This is a genomic window from Arthrospiribacter ruber (genome assembly GCF_019343195.1).
Taxonomy (GTDB): Bacteria; Bacteroidota; Bacteroidia; order Cytophagales; family Cyclobacteriaceae; genus Arthrospiribacter; species Arthrospiribacter ruber.
The window spans coordinates 116,296-135,624 of the sequence record NZ_RPHB01000006.1 but is presented as its reverse complement, the minus strand read 5'-3'; the positions used below and the strand labels follow the sequence as shown (position 1 = coordinate 135,624).

Annotated in this window: 20 protein-coding genes; 12 read left to right on the top strand and 8 right to left on the bottom strand. The window is 40.2% G+C overall.

The features are described 5' to 3' along the window. The first annotated feature begins 172 nt into the window (after positions 1-172). A complete protein-coding gene (locus EGN73_RS13405; RefSeq protein WP_219290705.1) occupies positions 173-724 on the top strand; it encodes a septal ring lytic transglycosylase RlpA family protein in 552 nt (183 codons plus the stop codon). Here the strand turns inward: EGN73_RS13405 and pyrF are convergent. From pyrF to EGN73_RS13370, 7 genes are all read right to left on the bottom strand, one after another. Then, positions 721-1,536, bottom strand: coding sequence for an orotidine-5'-phosphate decarboxylase (gene pyrF / locus EGN73_RS13400; RefSeq protein WP_219290703.1), 816 nt, complete (start codon positions 1,534-1,536; stop codon positions 721-723). The genes EGN73_RS13405 and pyrF overlap by 4 nt on opposite strands. Before the next feature lie 61 nt (positions 1,537-1,597). Further along, on the bottom strand, positions 1,598-2,248 hold the full coding sequence (gene lolA1 / locus EGN73_RS13395; protein WP_219290702.1) for an outer membrane lipoprotein periplasmic chaperone LolA1: 651 nt from the start codon (positions 2,246-2,248) through the stop codon (positions 1,598-1,600). A gap of 46 nt (positions 2,249-2,294) precedes the next feature. Next, positions 2,295-4,778 (bottom strand): FtsK/SpoIIIE family DNA translocase, encoded by a 2,484-nt coding sequence (locus EGN73_RS13390; RefSeq protein ID WP_219290699.1) that lies wholly within the window; start codon positions 4,776-4,778, stop codon positions 2,295-2,297. Between the two features lie 55 nt (positions 4,779-4,833). Further along, a complete protein-coding gene (locus EGN73_RS13385) occupies positions 4,834-5,883 on the bottom strand; it encodes a quinone-dependent dihydroorotate dehydrogenase (protein WP_219290696.1) in 1,050 nt (349 codons plus the stop codon). An 89-nt stretch (positions 5,884-5,972) separates the two neighbouring features. After that, positions 5,973-6,488 carry a hypothetical protein gene (locus EGN73_RS13380; protein WP_219290693.1) on the bottom strand — a complete coding sequence of 172 codons (516 nt, stop codon included), beginning with the start codon at positions 6,486-6,488 and terminating at the stop codon, positions 5,973-5,975. Between the two features lie 92 nt (positions 6,489-6,580). After that, positions 6,581-7,486 carry a site-specific tyrosine recombinase XerD gene (gene xerD / locus EGN73_RS13375; RefSeq protein WP_219290691.1) on the bottom strand — a complete coding sequence of 302 codons (906 nt, stop codon included), beginning with the start codon at positions 7,484-7,486 and terminating at the stop codon, positions 6,581-6,583. Between the two features lie 11 nt (positions 7,487-7,497). Then, the gene (locus EGN73_RS13370; protein WP_219290688.1) at positions 7,498-7,701 is read right to left on the bottom strand and encodes a hypothetical protein; all 204 of its coding nucleotides are present in this window, start codon (positions 7,699-7,701) and stop codon (positions 7,498-7,500) included. A 214-nt stretch (positions 7,702-7,915) separates the two neighbouring features. Here EGN73_RS13370 and aroQ point away from each other — a divergent pair, with 214 nt between their 5' ends. The 8 genes from aroQ (at position 7,916) to EGN73_RS13330 (ending at position 16,204) form a co-directional block, all read left to right on the top strand. Continuing rightward, positions 7,916-8,341 (top strand): type II 3-dehydroquinate dehydratase, encoded by a 426-nt coding sequence (aroQ, locus tag EGN73_RS13365; RefSeq protein WP_219290685.1) that lies wholly within the window; start codon positions 7,916-7,918, stop codon positions 8,339-8,341. Further along, on the top strand, positions 8,338-9,396 hold the full coding sequence (locus EGN73_RS13360; protein ID WP_219290682.1) for an aminotransferase class V-fold PLP-dependent enzyme: 1,059 nt from the start codon (positions 8,338-8,340) through the stop codon (positions 9,394-9,396). The genes aroQ and EGN73_RS13360 overlap by 4 nt, the downstream gene beginning before the upstream one ends. A 1-nt stretch (position 9,397) precedes the next feature. After that, complete coding sequence (locus tag EGN73_RS13355) at positions 9,398-9,985, top strand: MarC family protein (protein ID WP_219290679.1); 588 nt, start codon at positions 9,398-9,400, stop codon at positions 9,983-9,985. A 9-nt stretch (positions 9,986-9,994) separates the two neighbouring features. Then, positions 9,995-10,450, top strand: a complete 456-nt coding sequence (rnhA, locus tag EGN73_RS13350) for a ribonuclease HI (RefSeq protein WP_219290676.1) — start codon at positions 9,995-9,997, stop codon at positions 10,448-10,450. 11 nt (positions 10,451-10,461) lie between these two features. Beyond that, positions 10,462-11,178 (top strand): tRNA1(Val) (adenine(37)-N6)-methyltransferase, encoded by a 717-nt coding sequence (locus tag EGN73_RS13345; protein ID WP_219290674.1) that lies wholly within the window; start codon positions 10,462-10,464, stop codon positions 11,176-11,178. A gap of 94 nt (positions 11,179-11,272) precedes the next feature. Further along, positions 11,273-12,727, top strand: a complete 1,455-nt coding sequence (locus EGN73_RS13340; RefSeq protein WP_219290673.1) for an IPT/TIG domain-containing protein — start codon at positions 11,273-11,275, stop codon at positions 12,725-12,727. A gap of 10 nt (positions 12,728-12,737) precedes the next feature. Further along, a complete protein-coding gene (locus EGN73_RS13335; RefSeq protein WP_246611584.1) occupies positions 12,738-15,140 on the top strand; it encodes a TonB-dependent receptor in 2,403 nt (800 codons plus the stop codon). A gap of 5 nt (positions 15,141-15,145) precedes the next feature. Continuing rightward, positions 15,146-16,204: a DUF4249 domain-containing protein gene (locus EGN73_RS13330; protein WP_219290670.1), complete on the top strand. Its 1,059-nt coding sequence runs from the start codon at positions 15,146-15,148 to the stop codon at positions 16,202-16,204. A 2-nt stretch (positions 16,205-16,206) separates the two neighbouring features. On the opposite strand, the gene EGN73_RS13325 is transcribed toward EGN73_RS13330, so the two are convergent. Further along, on the bottom strand, positions 16,207-17,541 hold the full coding sequence (locus EGN73_RS13325; RefSeq protein WP_219290668.1) for a saccharopine dehydrogenase family protein: 1,335 nt from the start codon (positions 17,539-17,541) through the stop codon (positions 16,207-16,209). Between the two features lie 123 nt (positions 17,542-17,664). On the opposite strand from EGN73_RS13325, the gene EGN73_RS13320 reads away from it, so the two are divergent. The 3 genes from EGN73_RS13320 to EGN73_RS13310 all read left to right on the top strand — a co-directional run bounded on the left by EGN73_RS13320 (position 17,665) and on the right by EGN73_RS13310 (position 19,315). Then, the gene (locus tag EGN73_RS13320; protein ID WP_219290666.1) at positions 17,665-18,147 is read left to right on the top strand and encodes a cytidine deaminase; all 483 of its coding nucleotides are present in this window, start codon (positions 17,665-17,667) and stop codon (positions 18,145-18,147) included. Beyond that, positions 18,147-18,788 carry an alpha/beta hydrolase gene (locus EGN73_RS13315; RefSeq protein WP_219290664.1) on the top strand — a complete coding sequence of 214 codons (642 nt, stop codon included), beginning with the start codon at positions 18,147-18,149 and terminating at the stop codon, positions 18,786-18,788. Before EGN73_RS13320 ends, EGN73_RS13315 begins: the two co-directional genes overlap by 1 nt. Positions 18,789-18,874: 86 nt before the next feature. Further along, positions 18,875-19,315, top strand: a complete 441-nt coding sequence (locus tag EGN73_RS13310) for a UPF0158 family protein (protein ID WP_219290661.1) — start codon at positions 18,875-18,877, stop codon at positions 19,313-19,315. The last annotated feature ends 14 nt before the right edge of the window (positions 19,316-19,329 follow it).

Sequence of the window (19,329 nt, the reverse complement as noted above, 5' to 3'; positions counted from 1 at the left end):
TGTTGGCATTGCTATTCATGACTTGAGCAAGGATTTAAGACCTGTTTGATTAGCGGGTAAATTAAAGTAAACTAGGATCTTTTTCTGGTGCTGGATTTTTTTTAATCAAGTTTAAAATCAAGTGATTTTTGGATTTAAAAAAATTGGTCTTTAATTTGCTAATTAGCCGCATATGAAAAAAATCAGCCTTTTAATATTTCTTTTGAGTTTGCCTCTCCTGGGTTTTTCAGGGAATGGTGCTGAAAACGGAAATGAAGACTTGCTCATCCAAGAAGGGGTGGCCAGTTACTACGGCAAGAGATTCCATCAGAGGAAGACTGCTAATGGTGAGATCTTTAATATGGAAGAATTGACGGCTGCGCACAAAAACCTTCCTTTTGGGACCATGCTAAAAGTGACCAACCTGAAAAATGGAAAGGAAGTGTGGGTGAGGATCAATGACCGACTGCCACAATCATCGAAAAGAAGTATAGACCTTTCCAGGGGAGCAGCCAAGAAGCTCGACATGATTCAGGACGGAATAGTCAAAGTTAAAATGGAAGTTCCTGATCAGGAAACCGTCCTTGCTTTAATGGAACATTATCAAGACGATAAACCTGAGGATATCAGATTAAGGGTTTACGATGAGCCCATTGAGATCAAAAAGTTTGATATCAGTCTTTTGGAACTCAAGGTAGACCTTCAAAAAAGTGTTTCCGCTAGTTTGAATCGATTTCTCTTCTAAAGGTATTTTTCGAGCAGTATTGCCATTTCTTTCTGTAATTTTTCAGCTTCTTCTCCTGCTTTTTTTCCAAAATCCATGTCATTTCCTGCATAGATAATTCCGCGGGAAGAATTCACCAAAAGTCCACATTGTTTGTTCATGCCATATTTGGCCACATCTTCCAAGCTTCCTCCTTGTGCACCTACTCCCGGTACCAAAAAGAAGTGATCTGGAACAAGGGCCCTTACTTTTGCGATGTTTTCTCCTCGGGTAGCACCTACCACATACATCAGATTGTCTGGATTTCCCCATTGCCTGCTTTTCTTCAAAACAGACTCGAACAAAAGCTCACCATCAGTAGACGGAATTATCTGAAAGTCTTCACTTCCTTCATTAGACGTCAGTGCGAGTAGAATAACCCATTTATCTTTGAATTCCAAGAAGGGTAATACGCTGTCCCTACCCATGTAAGGCGCTACGGTGATAGAGTCAAAATCCATGGATTCAAAAAATGCCTTTGCGTAAAGTTTAGAAGTATTTCCTATATCGCCCCGCTTGGCATCGGCAATGGTAAAAATTTCTTTCGGAATGTATTCCAGGGTTTTTTGAAGGCTTTCCCAACCTTTTGGACCCAAAGCCTCATAGAATGCAATATTGGGCTTATAGGCTACTGCATACTCAGCCGTATGGTCAATGATCTGCTTGTTGAATTCAAATATCGGGTCTTTTTCCCGCTGAAGATATTGGGGTATTTTAGCGGGGTCTGTATCCAGTCCTACACATAAAAAGGATTGCTTGGATTTTATTTGGCTGAAAAGTTCTTTGCTGTCCATTTTGGGTGTTTTTTCCAAAAGTAAGGATAAAAAAATTGCTGCGCTGATTTTAATGTATCTATCAGCGCAAGTCTATGATTTCTACTTTTCCGTATTTTTGAGGGTTGAAAGTGAAATAGCTTTCATTCAGGTCTACATTGGTGTTGACAGACTTGAACCTGTATTTGAATACACCTCCTTGATCATCAAATATTTCCCAGCCCATCAGGTCTTTTTTGTCTTTGTCCACAAATAGTTTGACTTTCTGAAAAGGAGCACTGGATTTTTCTGCTGTCAGTTCTATTTCCTGAATGGTATTTCCATTTTCTTTTCTCTCGCCCAAAAGTCGGTAATTGTAACCTTTTTGGTAAATGGTATAGACTGAGGAAGGAGTCAGTTCGTCTTCAATATCAGATGCATTGTTGATGGTTACTTCTTTATATCCTCCGGACTCAATGTATGTCCATACCGTTTTCCCATTATTGAAGATCTCCTGCTCTGGAAGTTTGAGGTGATATTTATCGCCTTTGATGGAGATTTCACCTGACTGGCTTTGGCTTCTGCCGTCTGCAACATCCGAATAGGTGAACTCAAAGCTTGCTTGAAGCCCCTTAAGGGATTTGTACTTACTGCTTACCCCATCCAATATTTTTTTTGCATCGGCGTCTTTTTGGGAGAATGCAAGCATCGAAATCAAAGAAAGAAATAAGGCAAGAAGAGTGGTTTTTTTCATTTTTGAATTTGTTGAAATTTCCCTTGTCATTTAAAATGGCAAGTATCTACAAATTGTTCAATAACCGTTCCAAACTTGCTTCATCCTGCACAAGGACTTCCCTTGCTTTACTTCCTTCGAAAGGGCCAACTATTCCGGCCGCCTCGAGCTGATCTACTATCCTTCCAGCTCGGTTGTATCCGAGCTTAAGTTTTCTTTGAATCAGAGAGGTACTGCCTTGCTGATGAAGGACTATTAGCCTTGCAGCATCATCAAACAATGGATCCCGGTCTGCTAGATCAATATCTGAGAGACCACCATCTCCTTCTTCGCCCTCAAATTCCGGTAGAAGATAGGCATCTGAGTACCCTTTTTGCTCCCCGATCCAATCACAGATGGCGTCTACCTCAGGAGTGTCCAAGAAGGCACATTGAAGACGTGTCATCTCCGAACCTGACGACAATAGCATATCTCCCTGCCCGATAAGCTGATCGGCCCCTCCCGCATCTAGAATGGTTCTACTATCTATTTTTGAAGTCACTCTGAAAGACAATCTTGCAGGAAAATTGGCTTTAATAATACCTGTGATCACATTCACGGAAGGTCTTTGGGTGGCTACTACCAAGTGTATTCCAATAGCCCTGGCAAGCTGGGCCAGCCTCGCAATCGGCCCCTCAATTTCCTTCCCCGCTGTCATCATCAAGTCCGCCAGCTCATCTATGACAAGTACGATATACGGCATAAATCTGTGCCCTTTGTCAGGATTGAGTTTTCTGGCGATAAACTTGGCGTTGTATTCTTTAAGGTTTCTGCAACCGGCATCTTTGAGCAGGTCGTAGCGGTTGTCCATCTCAATGCAGAGAGAATTGAGGGTGTAGATTACTTTTTTGGTATCGGTTATGATGGCCTCTTCGGATCCGGGAAGTTTGGCCAGGAAATGTCTTTCAATTTTGTTGAAAAGGGTAAGTTCCACCTTTTTGGGATCTACCAATACAAACTTTAATTGGGAGGGATGCTTTTTATAGACCAATGAAGCCAAAATCATATTCAGACCCACGGACTTACCTTGGCCTGTAGCACCCGCCATCAGAAGATGGGGCATTTTGGCCAAATCCACAACAAATACTTCATTGGAGATGGTCTTGCCCAAAGCAATTGGCAAGTCCTTGTCACTTTTCATGAACTTCTCTGTGCCAATTACAGCCCTAGCAGGCACAAGTTCCCTGTTTTTATTGGGAACCTCAATACCAATCGTGCCCTTTCCTGGGATCGGTGCGATAATTCGGATTCCTAAAGCTGCAAGACTCAAGGCAATGTCATCTTCAAGGTTCTTGATTTTTGAAATCTTCACTCCCGGATCAGGGACAATTTCATACAGCGTCACTGTAGGGCCAATAGTTGCCTTGATTTCCTGAATTCCTATTTTGAAATTGACCAGAGTTTCTACAATCTTGTTTTTGTTGTCTTCCAGCTCCTGACGGGTTACGGTGACTTTTTGTAAATCGTAGGAATTCAACAGTTCCAAAGTCGGGTACTTATAATGCGGGAGGTCTAAAGTAGGGTCATAAGGGTCCAGGTTTTCGACTTCCTTAGCGGTTTTTTCTTCCCCTTCTGCTTTGGTAACAGAAAAACGCTTTTCTTCGGGCTGAGGCTCAAGTGCAGGTTCTTCTTTAGGGACTTCAATATTCAGAGAAAGCTCTTGTTGCTGAGATGAAGTATTTTTATTTGATGCTGCATCTGACTTTATGGTCCAGCTACTCCCATCATCTTCAAGACCCTCCTCTTCCTCAGGTTCAGGAATCTCTTCTTCATAATCCTTAAGTAGAGGTTCTTCCTCTATTTTTTCGAAAGGTGATTTAGCAAGAGGCTTGGTTGCCGTTTCTAGTTCATCTTCCTCCTCACTTCTTGAAGAACCAAATAAAGACATCTGTTGGATATTGAAAAAGAAAACAGTAAAGATCAATAGTGATCCTCCAATCAAAATAAATGTCCCCCAACCCAAAAATTCATGGGCCAAAGTTCCCAGCTCATATCCAAAGCCTCCGCTCCAATCAGCATATTCATTGTATCCAGTAGATATTTTTCCAAGGTATCCGGTTACCAAGCAGATCCAGAAAGTGAAAAACAGGGAAAATACCAAATATCTAGGAATAGGATACAAAGACTTTTTGAAAGCCATCCGAAAACCTAAAAGGAAGACAAATGGAGGCAAAAGGAATGCTGCCAATCCAAACCACTTATGGATGATGATGTAGGATACCTTTGCTCCAAAGAGTCCCAGCCAGTTTCTGGCTTCTGAGGCTGTGCTGCGAATGTCCTCTTCCAATTCGGAAGCGACAAGGCTTTGATCAGCTTTGCCTTCAAACATGTAACTGACAAATGCAAAAAACAAAAAAAGAGAAATGGACAAAAGAATAATACCCAAAGTCAGTGGTATTCTCTTGTCCTTGACGAAACCTAAGGAAAAGCTTGCTTTCTTTTTTTCTTTTCCGTTTGATTTCGATTCGTTTTTCTTTCTAAAAGTATTTGCTCTGGGTTTTTCTGAAGCCATTTTACGATGTTGATTCCTCTTTTTTGTCGTCAAGATAGGGTGAAATATACTGAATTTATTTTTTCGCTTGTTGATAATATTTGACCAATCCTTTCTTGATCTGCTTTACCAAAGAAGGGCCTTCATAAATCATGCCCGAGTATACCTGGATCAAACTTGCCCCAGCTTCAAGTTTATCTATGGCGTCCTGAGCGGAGAATATACCACCTACACCTATGATGGGGAAAGCTCCGTTGGATTGCTTGTAAAGGTATCGGATCACTTCAGTACTTCTTTTTGCCAGCACTTTTCCGCTCAATCCACCTGCACCGATAGATTCCACCTCTTTTGCCGAAGTAGTTAGCATACTTCTGTCTATGGTTGTATTGGTGGCTATTACCCCGTCAATACCGCTCTCCATGATGATTTCTACTATGTCATCCAGCTGACCTACGGTGAGGTCAGGAGCTATTTTCAAAAGTATTGGTTTTGGGTTTTGATGTTCTTCATTGGCTTCTTTTACACCTAGCAACAGCTTTTTCAGAGGTTCTTTTTCCTGCAATTCCCGTAAGTTGGGTGTGTTGGGGGAGCTGACATTTACGACAAAATAGTCAACGTAAGGATGTAAAGTATCCAGGCAAATGATATAATCCTCCAGAGCGGTTTCATTGGGAGTTACTTTGTTTTTCCCGATGTTTCCTCCTATCAAAATACCTGTTTTTCTGGATTTGAGCCTTTGTACGGCCTCTTGTACGCCGCCATTGTTAAATCCCATCCGGTTGATCAGAGCTTGATCTTGAGGAAGTCTGAACAATCTTGGTAGTGGATTGCCTTCTTGAGGTTTTGGAGTGAGGGTTCCAATTTCTATAAACCCAAAACCTAGCATGGCCATTTCGTCAATGAGTTTGGCGTCTTTGTCAAAGCCTGCAGCCAATCCGATTGGATTTTTAAATTTCAACCCAAGTATTTCTCTTTCTAAAAGTGGGTGCTCATATCTAAAACTGGATTGAATGACACTTTTTACTATAGGGAGGTTAAAGGTCCTTTTGATCCAGGAAAAAGTAAAATGATGAGCGCTTTCAGGGTTTTTTGTGAAAAGTAGCGGCTTTAGGATGGATTTATACACGGGCAGATAATTTTTAGACAATGCAAAAATAGAACTTGCCCGCGAATACAATAAATTAAACTGATTTTTAACGGTATAATTTTACTTAATCAATACTGGAATTCTTCAAGAGCTTGGCTTGGGACAGCCTCATAAGTCCATTTGTCATATTTGTAATTTGGGGCATATAACAATAAAGGAAGAGATGCGCCCATCATAATAAAGCCTGCCGCAGAAACCTGTGGATCACGCAATGTTTCTACACTGCTGTCAAACATGCCTGTCGAAACTGCCTTTTCAACCTCTATGACTGTTTGTCCGCCGACTAGTAATACAGCTCCTATTATTTTTGTACCCAAATAATTTCTCCGCACTTTGGACAATTCCGCCACTCTGAATCTTCTACCATGTACCAAAACTTCTTCTTTTGAAATAACCTTTAGCTTTCCACTGGACCTGAATCCCCTATAATTGGTAAGGGTCACTCTTTTGTTCTCCGGGATAAATTTTGTTTTTCCGGATTTTTGATTGTACATCAATAATCCGGATGGTTCCGGACTTTGTGCTTCTGCAGGTTGGAAATTCAATAAAAATAACACGAAGAAAAAAACGCTTAAGTATTTCATATCGAATAAGTTTTGTCAGTTAAATTTAGTTTATTTTAAACTAAAAACAAATTTAAAACTAATCTTTTTTTACAGAAAAAAATATACAAACCTTACTTTCTTGGATGAAATTCATTCAGAACCTGTCTCAAATAGTCTCTGTCCAGGTGTGTGTAAATCTCCGTAGTTGTGATGCTTTCATGCCCCAGCATTTCCTGTACTGCTCTCAGGTCGGCTCCTCCCTCTATCATGTGTGTGGCAAAACTGTGTCTGAATGTATGGGGACTGACATTTTTTTTCAGACCGATTGCTTCTACTTGTTTTTTGATGATCAAAAAAATCATTACCCGGCTCAGTTTTTTGCCTCGGCGGTTAAGAAAAACAAATTCTTCATGCCCTTTGGCAGGGGATTGGTGGGCGCGGATTTCTTCGATATAATATTTGAGGTACTTAAGGGCATCTTTTCCTACAGGGACCAATCGATCTTTGTTTCCTTTTCCAATTACTCGGAGAAATCCTATGTCTGTGTAGATATTGGCCATCTTAAGGTCGGTCAGTTCAGAAACCCTCAGTCCTGAAGAGTAGAGAATTTCCAGCATAGCCCTATTTCTGTGTCCTTCCGGCAGCCCTAGCTGTATACTTTCAAGGATAGAATTGATTTCTTCAAAACTTAATGTGTCGGGAAGTTTCCTGCCAAGCTTCGGAGATTCCAGCAGTTGAGAAGGGTCTTCCTGAATCATGTCCTCGTACATCAAGAACCGAAAAAATGCTTTGATCCCTGATATTATCCGTGCCTGGGTATATTCAGAAACACCCAAGGTAGCGATGGTATTGACGAAATCCCTTAGGTGGGTCAGTTTTGCATTTACAGGGTTTATTTCTGGGTAATTTGTCTCCATGTATTTGCTTAGTTTTTCCATGTCCTGTAAATAAGCCAAGATGGAATTCTTGCTCAAAGACCTTTCGATCTTCAAATAGTGTTGGAATTGCCTGATAAGATTTTCCCAGGATGAAGACACGGTGTCGATGGTTATTTGTAGGGACTTTTGAAATTCTTTTTGAAAGGATTGATTTTGTACATCAGACAGAGGATCAAAAGGTAAACTGCATAGAAAATGACAAAGAAAATCAGTGCCTTGAGAAGTTCGGGGTTTTCTTCCATCCAAAAAACCTGAATGAGTGTTACCAGAATCGCAACAATTCCGCTTTGAACCAATAAGTACTTGAAAGTCATTTGAGGAGGTCTTTTCATATATGATTTTAGTACGATGAAAAAATTTTTAAGGCTGGAAATTCAGGAGTATATAGGCTCATTTCAGTAATTGGATCTCATCTTGAAATTAAAATTCCATTTTTTTCTCAAATAAAAAAAGGCTCTTGTGATTGTTTTGGGCAATCTGCCAAATAACTGATACTTTTGAGGCCTCAAACCACTAAACAGACATACTTTGAAAATCATCATCATCAATGGGCCAAATCTTAACCTTTTGGGAAAAAGGGAGCCGGATATTTATGGTCACACTTCCTTTGAGGATTATTTTGGCACCCTTCAGAACAAATTTCCTGAAGTAGTGCTCGAATACTTCCAATCTAATGTAGAAGGAGATCTTATCAATAAAATACACGAAAAAGGTTTTGAGTATGATGGAATCATCCTCAATGCCGGCGGTTATACGCATACGTCGGTTGCTATTTCTGATGCCATAGCAGGTGTAAAGTCTCCCGTGATGGAAGTGCATATCTCCAATATCTACAAGCGAGAGGAATTCAGGCACAAAAGTATCATCAGTAAAGCGTGTATAGGCATGATTTCTGGCCTTGGACTTAAAGGCTATGAGCTAGCTATTTCTTATTTTCAAAATCCACAATTATGAAACTGACATTTGCTCCGGGTCCTTCCAAGGTCTATGATAAACTGCCTCAGTACATGCAGGAGGCCTATGAAGAGGGTGTGTTGAGTGCAAACCACCGGTCTGCGGTATTCATGGATATGTACCAAGAGACAGAAACCCTTTTCAGGGAAAAGCTCCATCTTCCGGATTCTTACAAGTTGCTTTTCACCTCATCTGCTACCGAAAACTGGGAAATCATCAGCCAATCCGTAGTGGAGCAGGCAGGATATCACATCTTCTCTGGGTCATTTGGAAAAAAATGGTTGGATTACGCCAAGCACATTGAGCCGAAGACTTTTGCCCATAAAATAGCACCGGGGGAAGTAATAGATGTAGATGCACTCCAAGTAGGGAATGAATATGATCTTATAGCCATCACCCAAAATGAAACATCCAATGCCACCCAAGTAAGAATGGATGTCATAGATGCCGTCAGAAAAAAGTATCCGAATAAGATAATTGCAGTGGATACCACATCCTCAATGGGGGGTGTAAAATTGGATTTCCATGCAGCAGATATTTGGTATGCTTCGGTACAGAAATGTTTTGGGCTTCCTGCCGGTTTGGGGATACTTTTAGTTTCGCCAGATGCCATAGCTAAAGTGGATAGAAAGGGAGAAAGGGGCAGATACAACAGTTTAAGCTTTATGTTGGAAAATGCACAGTCTTACCAGACACACTATACTCCAAATGTCTTTGGGATTTATTTGCTCAAGCGTGTCTTACAGGATTTGGAAGAAATCCAGCATGTAGACGCAGGACTAAGGAGCAGAATGAGGAAGCTGGAAGATGCCGTTGCCAATACGGCTGGATTCCGAATGCTAGTTCAGAATCCAGAGACACGAAGTACTACAGTCTTGGCGGTAGAAGGTAAGGAAGAGATGATTGTTCGGATCAAAAAAGAGGCTGAAAAAGAAGGTATGCAACTTGGCAGCGGTTATGGACCATTGAAGTCCAGTAGTTTCCGGATAGCCAATTTTCCTGCAATTACCGAAAGTGAAATTGAAAAATTGATAGGCTTTATTAAGGCATTCTGATATGTTTGACATCAGGGAAATCTTTTCTGTGACGCTGATATTGTTTTCAGTGATTGACATTCTGGGGTCTATACCCATCATCATCAATCTGCGAAAAAAAGTAGGGCATATACAGTCCGGTAAAGCCACGATTGCAGCTGGCTTGTTGATGATTTTGTTTCTTATTGTTGGCAAATCAATCCTCGGTCTTTTTGGAATAGGAGTGGAGGATTTTGCGATAGCCGGGGCACTGATCATTTTTGCTCTGGGAGCAGAAATGATACTGGGAATTGAGCTGTTCAAGCCAGATCCGGATGCCTCGACCACAAGTGCGTCCATAGTGCCCATAGCTTTTCCGCTTATTGCCGGAGCGGGTACCCTGACTACCATTCTTACCCTCAAGTCTGAATATTCCCAACTCAATATAGGGGTCGGGATCATTATCAATTTGAGCATAGTCTATGTGGTGTTGAAAAGTACCAATTGGCTGGAAAGGAAGTTGGGAAAAACAGGTTTGGATGTGTTAAGAAGGATTTTTGGTATTATCCTTTTATCCATTGCCATTAAAATTTTCAAAACAGCACTGAGCTCAGATTCAGGCTTATTTTAATAAATGTAAATGATTGTAATTTATACGGACGGAGCAGCCAAAGGCAATCCTGGTCCCGGAGGCTATGGTGCAGTGCTCAAATTTAGACAGCACCGGAAAGAGCTTTCAGAAGGGTTCAGGTTGACTACCAACAATAGGATGGAGCTTCTCGCAGTCATCAAGGCATTGGAAGAAATCAAGGTGGAAGGGATTCCTGTCACTATTTACTCTGATAGTAAATATGTAGTGGATGCTGTAGAAAAAGGATGGCTTTGGGGCTGGCAGAAAAAGGGCTTCAAGGATAAGAAAAACCCTGATCTTTGGAGAAAATATATTCCTTTACATTTAAAATACAGGCCCAAATTTGTCTGGGTGAAAGGCCATGCGGGCAATATAGAAAATGAGCGCTGCGACCAATTGGCGGTAGCAGCAGCCGAACAGCCAATTTTGCCTGCAGATATAGGATATGAATCAGGGAATATTTGATTTTTTAGAAAATGAGCAGCAAGCCTTTTAGATTCAAACAGTTTGAAATTTATCAGGATAAATGCGCCATGAAAGTTGGTACTGACGGAGTATTGCTGGGTGCATTGGCAGGAGAAGGGGGCGATTTTAAAAAGATACTGGAAATTGGATTGGGAACCGGAGTGGTTTCATTGATGCTGGCCCAAAGGTTTGAGCAGGCGAAGATTGAAGGGGTGGAAATTGACCAGGAAGCTTGGAAGCAGGCAGAAGAAAATGCAAATCGCTCACCTTGGGCAGACAGGATCAGTTTTAGGTTAGCAGATTTTAAAGATTTTGCACCTATTAGAGAAGAGAAGTTTGACCTGATCGTCAGCAACCCTCCATATTTCTCAAATCATCTCAAATCCCCAGATTCGAAAAGAAATCTAGCAATTCATAATGATAGTTTGGCTTTTGAAGAATTGCTTGATGGAGTTCGTTCTCTTTTGTCTGAACAAGGAGAGTTATGGCTGATTCTTCCGGAATACGAAATGAAAGTTTTCAAAGCTATGGCAGAAAAATCCCAACTTTTCAATTGTAAAAGCATAATTATAAAAAATAAAAATAAAGGAAGGGTTTTTAGATATATTTCGTTTTTTTCTAAAAGTAAGGGGGATTATTCTGAAATAGAAGTGAATATAAAAGATGATCAAGGTGTATATTCTGAATGGTATAAAAAAATACTGAGTCCGTTCTTGATCATTTTTTAAAACTATTTAATTTTTTTTTATTAAGCATAAGGCTTAAAATTTTTTAAAATTGAATATTCACTTAATTTTAAAAACTTTCTAAATGAAGAGTTAAATGATTAATGTAGTATCCAGGACTTTAATTTGGTTGTTTTTAGCAATTTTGATTTTTTCTTGTGAAGATCCGATAGATTTAAATCCTTCAATTGTAACAGAGGATGCCTTATTGGTAAGTGGTGAAAGAATGAGGTTATCAGGAAGGGTTATAACTACCCAAGCTATCAATGCCTCCGACCACGGGTTTTATATTTCTGATAATGAAGGTTTTTCCCAACCTATTATAATATCTCTAGGAGCTAGGGAGAATCCAGGGCGGTTTATCGGCGAAACAAGCGGCTTATCGATCGAAAGGCCATATTTTGTCAAAGCTTTTGCAGAATTACCAGATGGAATTCTTTTTGGAAATGTATTGAATATAGAAACCTTAAGCCCAAATGTGTTCAATTTCAGTCCGACTGATGGAGCGGCAGGTACCATAGTGACCATTACAGGTGTGAATTTGACACAGGATGTCCGTGTTTTTTTTGGAGACAATGAGGCGGAAGTTCTTGATATAGATTTTGAATCAGTCTTGAGGGTGAGGGTTCCTCCAATTGGGAATGAGAGCTCAGTGACTGTCAAAGTGATCATTCAAGAAAGAGAGCTACAGGTTCAAGGAAATTATGAATATAGTACGGGAGTCTATACCAAGCTTTTTGAATTTCCGGGCAATGTCCGCTATATAGAAGGTGTCAGCCTTCAAGAGGGTAATACCTTCTATTCCGGGATGGGCACGGATCAAAGTTCGGCATTAAATAATACATTTTGGAAATATAATGTTGGGGAATCTGAATGGATTCAGATTGATCCCCCATCAAGAGTGCTAAGGAGGGCTTTTTCCTCCAATACTTATTTCGGAGGAGGTTCGGCCTCTTTTTTCCCATTCTTGCCAGTAAGGGATTTTGTCAAATTAGAAAATGGAAACTTTGAAATTTTGCCAGACCTTCCCTTTAATTTTATCAATGGAAAGGGATTTGAGCTTTCTGGCAAATTGTATTTAGCTGGTGGAGACGAAGGTAATGAAGTTTATGAATATGACCCTTCTAGTGGGGATTGGTCAATAGTTGGAACTGTTCCATATAGGATTTTAAATAATAATTTCTCATTTTCTTACCAAAACAGGCAGTACTTTGTCAATCCTGAAACAAGAGACTTGATCATGTTCAGCCCAGAAGACTACTCTTGGACTATTGTTGGAAGATATCCTGGTGAGTTGGGTAATAATGGAAATGGGTTTGCAGTAAATATGGGAAACAAAGTGTTCCTGGGGTTAGGTAATAGGTCCAGTCAAATGTGGGAATTAGATATGAACACACTTAATTGGTTAAGGAAAAACGATTTTACTGGACCTAACCTTGCGAGAATTGCGGGAGCTTATGTGGTAGATGAGGTAATCTACTTTTTAAGGAGCCCGGAAAGCCAAGTCGGTGGTTCGGTGGAATTCTGGAGATTCGATCCTTTTGCATTTTAATGAAATGAATATGAGAAAAATTTTACCCATTGTTCTACTACTTCAGCTCTTTTTATCAGGAATAGTAGAGGCGCAAGAAAAAAGAACCGTGGTGGGCAGAGATATTGGAGAAATGAAAAATCTCCGCATTACAGGTAGATTGATAGATGAAATCACGGGTGATGCTTTGGTCGGAGCGACGGTAACTGTAAGAGAGCTGAATAAAACTGAAGTAACGAATAATAATGGTTCATTTACATTAAATCTGGATAGAGCTGAATATATTTTGGAGTTCAGGTATGTTGGTTATGAGACAATTATCTATCCGATAGTGGCAGTAGGTGAGGGAAGGATAAATCTTACGATGATCCAGGAAGATTTCACTTTGGATGATGTGGTTATTTTTGGTAGGGATCCTGAGAAAAACATCAGAAGTACTGAAATGGGTGCCATTTCCATTAGCATGAATACCCTCAAAGAACTTCCGCCTTTTTTGGGAGAAGTAGACATTATAAGATCAGTAGCTACCTTGCCTGGTGTGAGCCAGGTAGGGGAGGCCTCCTCAGGCCTGAATGTTAGGGGAGGTGGTGCAGATCAAAACCTGATTACTTTTGCCGGAGCTCCGGTATATAATCCTACCCATTTATTCGGCTTGTTTACAGCTTTCAACCCGGATGTGGTCAATGACTTTACACTTTACAAGGCTCAGATTCCTGCCAGATTTGGGGGAAGGGGATCCTCAATCCTGGATATTGCTCCCAAATCGGGAAGCTTGACAAATTGGGGAGGAGACATGATGGTAGGAACAGTTTCCGGTAAAGCCTCGATCAACGGACCTGTCGTAAAGGATGTGGTTTCTGCCCAATTAAGTTTTAGGGGCTCATACATCAATTGGCTTTTAAATTCTCTCAATAACCCTGACTTGAGAACAAGTCAAGCCAACTTTAATGATGTCAACGGGATTCTTTATGGAGAAATTAATGAAAATCATAACCTTACTTACAGTTTTTATAGGAGTTATGATGACTTTGCCCTGGCTTCAGATACCACAATTTCCTGGACCAATCAAAGTCAATCTCTGAGGTACCTAGGTCAATTTGGAGAAAGGGCTTCAGTAGATATTATCGGATTTCATACCTTATATGACTTTTCGATTTTCAACCAATCCGGAATCAACAATTTTGATTTGACTTCAGGGATCATCGATACAGGTGCCAGGCTTAGTTTCACCTATCAATTGGGAGAAAACAATAGGATTAACATAGGTGCTGATACCAAAAGAATAACGATTCAACCCGGAGAGCTTACTCCTTCGGGAAATGGTGAGTCAGGAATTCTTCCCCAAAAAGTCCAGAACGAATATGGTATGGAGTCCGGGTTTTTCTTTCAACATGATTTGGAGTTTGGGGAAAAATTCGGTTTCTCTTATGGAATAAGATATGATACCTATTCATATTTTGGTCCTAGAACAGTAAGAGAATATGCGGAAAATCTTCCCCTCAACCAGGGTAATGTGATTGGAGAACGTACCTATGCAGATGGAGAGACCATACAGACTTATGACGGTTGGGGCCCGAGGACTTCCATTAGGTACAGTATCAATAGTAAAACCTCGATAAAGGCCGGGTACAATAAAATGTATCAGTTCATCCACTTAATTTCAAATACCGCAACGATAGCTCCTACAGACGTTTGGAAGCTGAGTGATCAGTTTTTGAGACCGCAGATCGTGGATCAATACTCTTTAGGTATTTATAAAAACTTTAAAGGAAATATTTTTGAAACATCCATTGAGGTGTATTACAAGGACATTCAAAATGTGGTTGAGTATAAGGATGGGGCTAGGCTATTGATGCAGAATCATTTGGAAACTGAAATCATCCCAGGTCAAGGGCAGGCATATGGTTTAGAGCTTTATGTAAAGAAAAACTTGGGAAGGGCTACGGGTTGGGCATCTTACACTTATTCCAGAGCTCTGAGAAGGGTGATTACCCCGTTTGAAGAAGAGATTATAAATGATGGGAACTGGTTCCCTGCTAATTTTGATAAGCCTCACGACCTGACTTTGATCGGTAATTACAAGATCAGCTCATTTACCTCGCTTTCAGCCACTTTCTCCTACAGTACAGGAAGGCCTGTCACATTCCCTGAGGCTAAGTTTGATTTTGCAGGCAATTCGCTTGCCTTTTTCAGGAATAGAAACCTGCAAAGGATTCCTGATTTTCATCGTTTGGACCTGTCATTGAACTTCCAATTTCAGGGAGAGGGCAAATTTTACGATGGTGAGTGGACATTTGCGGTCATGAATGCTTATGGAAGGAAAAATCCATTTTCCATATTTTTTGCAGATCAGCCGGGATCGCCTCCCCAGGCTTTCCGATTGGCTATCTTAGGAGTTCCACTCCCAACCTTAAGTTATTCGCTTAAATTCTGATTAAAATGCTTAGAAAATTAGTTTATATATTATTTCTTTTTACTCTTTCCTGTATTGATCCCTATAATGTGAACATCGAAGAAGGTGAACAGTTGCTTACTATTGAAGGGTTTATCACAACAGACCCTGGGCCCCATCAGATCAAACTGACCAGAACTGACACTTACGGATCTGTATTTGAAGGGTTGATCAGGCCGGTTAGACAAGCGCAGGTAAATGTAAGAGATAGTGAGGGTTTGGTTACTTTCCTCACGGAGATTGAACCTGGTATTTATGAAACACCTGAGAATTTCACTGCCAAATTAGGGCTGGCTTATACTTTACAGATCAGGTTGCAGGATGGAAGAGAATATGCTTCTTTTCCTGAGAGGGTCAATCAGGTTGCTCCTATTGATAACGTGTCCTTACGATCTGTAGAATTAGCGACTGAAAGCAGATTGGAAACAAGGGTAGGAGTGCAGCTTATTGCTGAATTTAAAGATCCAGGTGACCAAACAAACTATTATTATTGGAGAACAGCACCCGGGTCATTCGTTCTGGTTGCCAATCCAGAACTTTATACCAACCCACCCACTCATCCCACTGATCCTAGGGGACCTGCTCCAAAACAATGCTGTGCTATATGTTACTTGGTAGAGTCGAATAGAATTCAAAGCTTCACTTTGGCTTCAGACGAAGACTTTAATGGTCTTGAGACTAGAAGGCCTGTTGCTTTTATAGAGGATAATGGATTGCGATTTAAGGATACTTACCGTGCTGAACTTAAACAGCTGGGAATATCCCAAAATGCCCATAGGTACTTAAGATTGGTTGATCAGCAGCTCAGTATTACCGGAAGTGTTTTTGATCAGCCACCCGCCAATATCCGTGGTAACATCATCAGTTTAGATGATCCTGATGAAACAGTTTTGGGTTATTTCATTGCGGCTGATGTAGCGACCAAAGTTATTTATATACAGCCTAGCGACTTGGAGTTTCGTGCCACCCCAAGAATTATTCCTGATGATTGTCTTACTGTTCCCGGAGCTACATTGAGTCCTCCGTCCAATTGGAGCTTTGATTGATTTCAGCCCAGATCTTCTTCTTTCTCCTTAAAAGTAATCCCCTGTTTTTTCAGCTCAGAAAGCAGGGGGATGTAAATTTCAGGTGAAATCGGCAAAACCAAACCTTTTTGTTTGATTTTTCCATCTAAAAACAGATCAACAGCCAAAGCAAGTGGCAGGCCCACTGTTTTAGCCATAGCAGTTCGTTCTTGATTCTCACCAATACAGACAAGGCTTGAGATTATCTTTTTCGTTTTGGTTCCGGTATTGACTTCAAATTGATGCTGCATGACAATCATGTCTTTGTCTTCAGGTTTGAGAGCCCACTTTTCTTCCAGAATCAGTTGTAATATAGACGCAGGACTGCCTTTTAATTTTGGCAATACAGTGTTGTCAAATAAGCCTGTCCATTTAATTTTTGATAGAATCTCCTCATTCACCCATGGGAGCAGTTCCGTAATTTTAGTTTCAACAGTTTTATCTGGGTGATATGGCAAAAATGAATTGACAAACATTCTTTTGGTAAAGCCTTCCGGTAAACTCATTTCAAAAGAATCATCTGTCATTCCTAATTGTACAAAGACATCCCAGCTCGTGCAAAAACCTGTCCTTCTTAAAGTCCCTCTTAGTATGGTTGGAATGTTTTCCAGCCCATAGATGGGTCTGTAGCTGAGGCTGTCTCTGTTTGGATATCCTTCAAATTCACCTATTTCTTCAAAAGTGATTTTTTCCAGTCTCCTGAAAAGCATGTGATAGGGGACATATTTATATTTTCCGTTTCGGATGAACCTTGACACACCTTGCCCAGCCAAGACGACATTTCTAGGGTTCCAGGTGAATTTGTATTTCCACGGGTTGTCTTCAGATTCAGGTGCTAACAGCCCTCCTGCAAATGATTTGAAAGAAATGATTTCATTGCCAAGCGCCTTTTGATTGTCGATGATCTGCATGGCAGACATGTGGTCTATTCCGGGGTCAAGCCCACATTCATTGAGAAACAGAAGGTTTTTACTTTCTATTTCTTCTTTCCACTTCTTTAATTCTGCCGATTCATAAGAAGCAGTAAAGAGGTGCTTGTTGTACTTTAGACAGTCTTTGGCGATGATGGGATGAAGAAAAGCAGGTAACATGGATATAACTACATCCACACTTTGGATAAGGTTTTCTCTTTCCATTTGCTCATCTGAGCTAAACCGGATGGCTTTGGTATGTGGAAGGCCCTGAATTCTTTTGGTGGCTGTTTCTTCAGAAAGATCGGCTACTATAATTTCTCTGTTTTTGGATTCTGCTGTTTTTGCAAGGTGTTCAATCAAAAATGTGGAGGATTTTCCGGCTCCAAGGATCAATATTTTTTTCATTTAGGTTGATTGGGTTTATATTTAAGGAGTATTATGGTAAGAGTAAAATTACAAACCAAAAAAGACCCTGAAGAACAAATCCGATATTATTTTGTTAATTGTGTTCCTTTTTAATTTTTAAAGATGAGGAAAGAAATAAAGCTGACAGTGTCACTTGAAGTTGTACCACGTGAAGAGTGGTCTGATATTGAAATACAAATGGTAGAAAATGCCAAAAGAGTGGTAGACCATGCTCATGCACCTTATTCTAATTTTATGGTAGGTGCTTCTTTACTTTTGGAGAATGGAAAGTTATTTGAGGCCAATAATCAGGAAAACGTGTCATTCCCAGTAGGAGTTTGTGCAGAAAGAGCTGTTTTGAGCTATGCAATGGGGAATTTTCCAGATACTAAGCCGATAAAAATTATAATAGTGGCCAAAAGAAGAAATGACCAAGTTTGGGCTACAGTGACACCATGTGGGCTATGCAGGCAAACCATCAACGAATATGAGGTGAAGTTTGGAAGCCCAATAGAAATAATGATGCTCAATCCTCAAGGTGAACTGCTTAGGGCACGAGGAATTGACCAATTACTCCCTTTTAGGTTTAATGATCTTAATGGATAATGAAAGCAACGGTTAAATTCGAATATACCTCAAATTATTGGCTCTCACATTTAGTCAATCGGGAGGAGACAGAAATTTTGATGGCCTTTCACGGTTACGGTCAGCTTGCTGAATTTTTTCTTAAAAAATTGGCCCCAATTTTTAAAGAAGAGCGGTTGGTAGTGGTGCCTGAAGCAAACAATCATGCTTATTTAGAAGGGTTTTCTGGTAGAGTTGGTGCCAATTGGATGACCAGGCACGAAAGAGAAACTGCAATCAGGAATAATCAAAATTATTTTGACGAACTCCTTCGTCTTCTCTTATTGAAATACCCAAAACCTCCAAAATTAAAAATTCTTGGTTTTAGTCAGGGAGCGGCCACTGCTTCAAGGTGGGTCTCCAATCTGGATTATGAAGTAGATACTTTGGTGCTCTGGGGAGGAGGTTTTGCTCATGATTTGATTCTAGATGAGAAAAAGACCAAATTTCATAAAACAAAGACATATATAGCACTGGGCACCAGAGATGAGTTTATTACAGAAGAGTCTTTACAAAAACAAGAGAAAATCCTGAAGTCTATGAAATTAAATATTGAAAAACGATACTATGATGGAGGACATGACTTAAATTTGCCTTTATTAAAGGAGCTTTTAGAGGGATGACCAAAAACATTTATATCCGTATATAAAAAATTTGATATTGTATTTACTGTTAATTAATTTTCTTAAAAAACCATAGCTTTTCAAAAATGCTAACCCTAACAGAAAAAGAAGTAGAGAATATTGCAGGACTTCTGCTTAAGGGGATGATTTGTTTTTATCAGATTGATAACAAAAAAATCCACCACATGCCTGATGACGAGGACTACTTCAATTATGACCTAACTCCTGAAGAGGAAGATGTCTTGGATGAAATCGACGAAAATCCCGACAACTATGCGGAGTTTACCAAAATGGAACTGAATCAGGAGCATCAGATGATGGAGGTTTTCACGGAGAGGGAAGTGAAAGAAAGAGGCTTTCAGGATGAACTGTTCAATGCCTTGAGCAAGCCAAAAGTGGCGACAGGCTTTAAATTCCTCATAGATAGCTCTGGGAAATATAACGACAAGTGGAAAGAATACAGACTTCTAAAATATAAAGACTGGGTCAAGGAGCAAGTAGATAGCTTCAATTTTTCAGAGGAATAAAAAAAACCGCATTT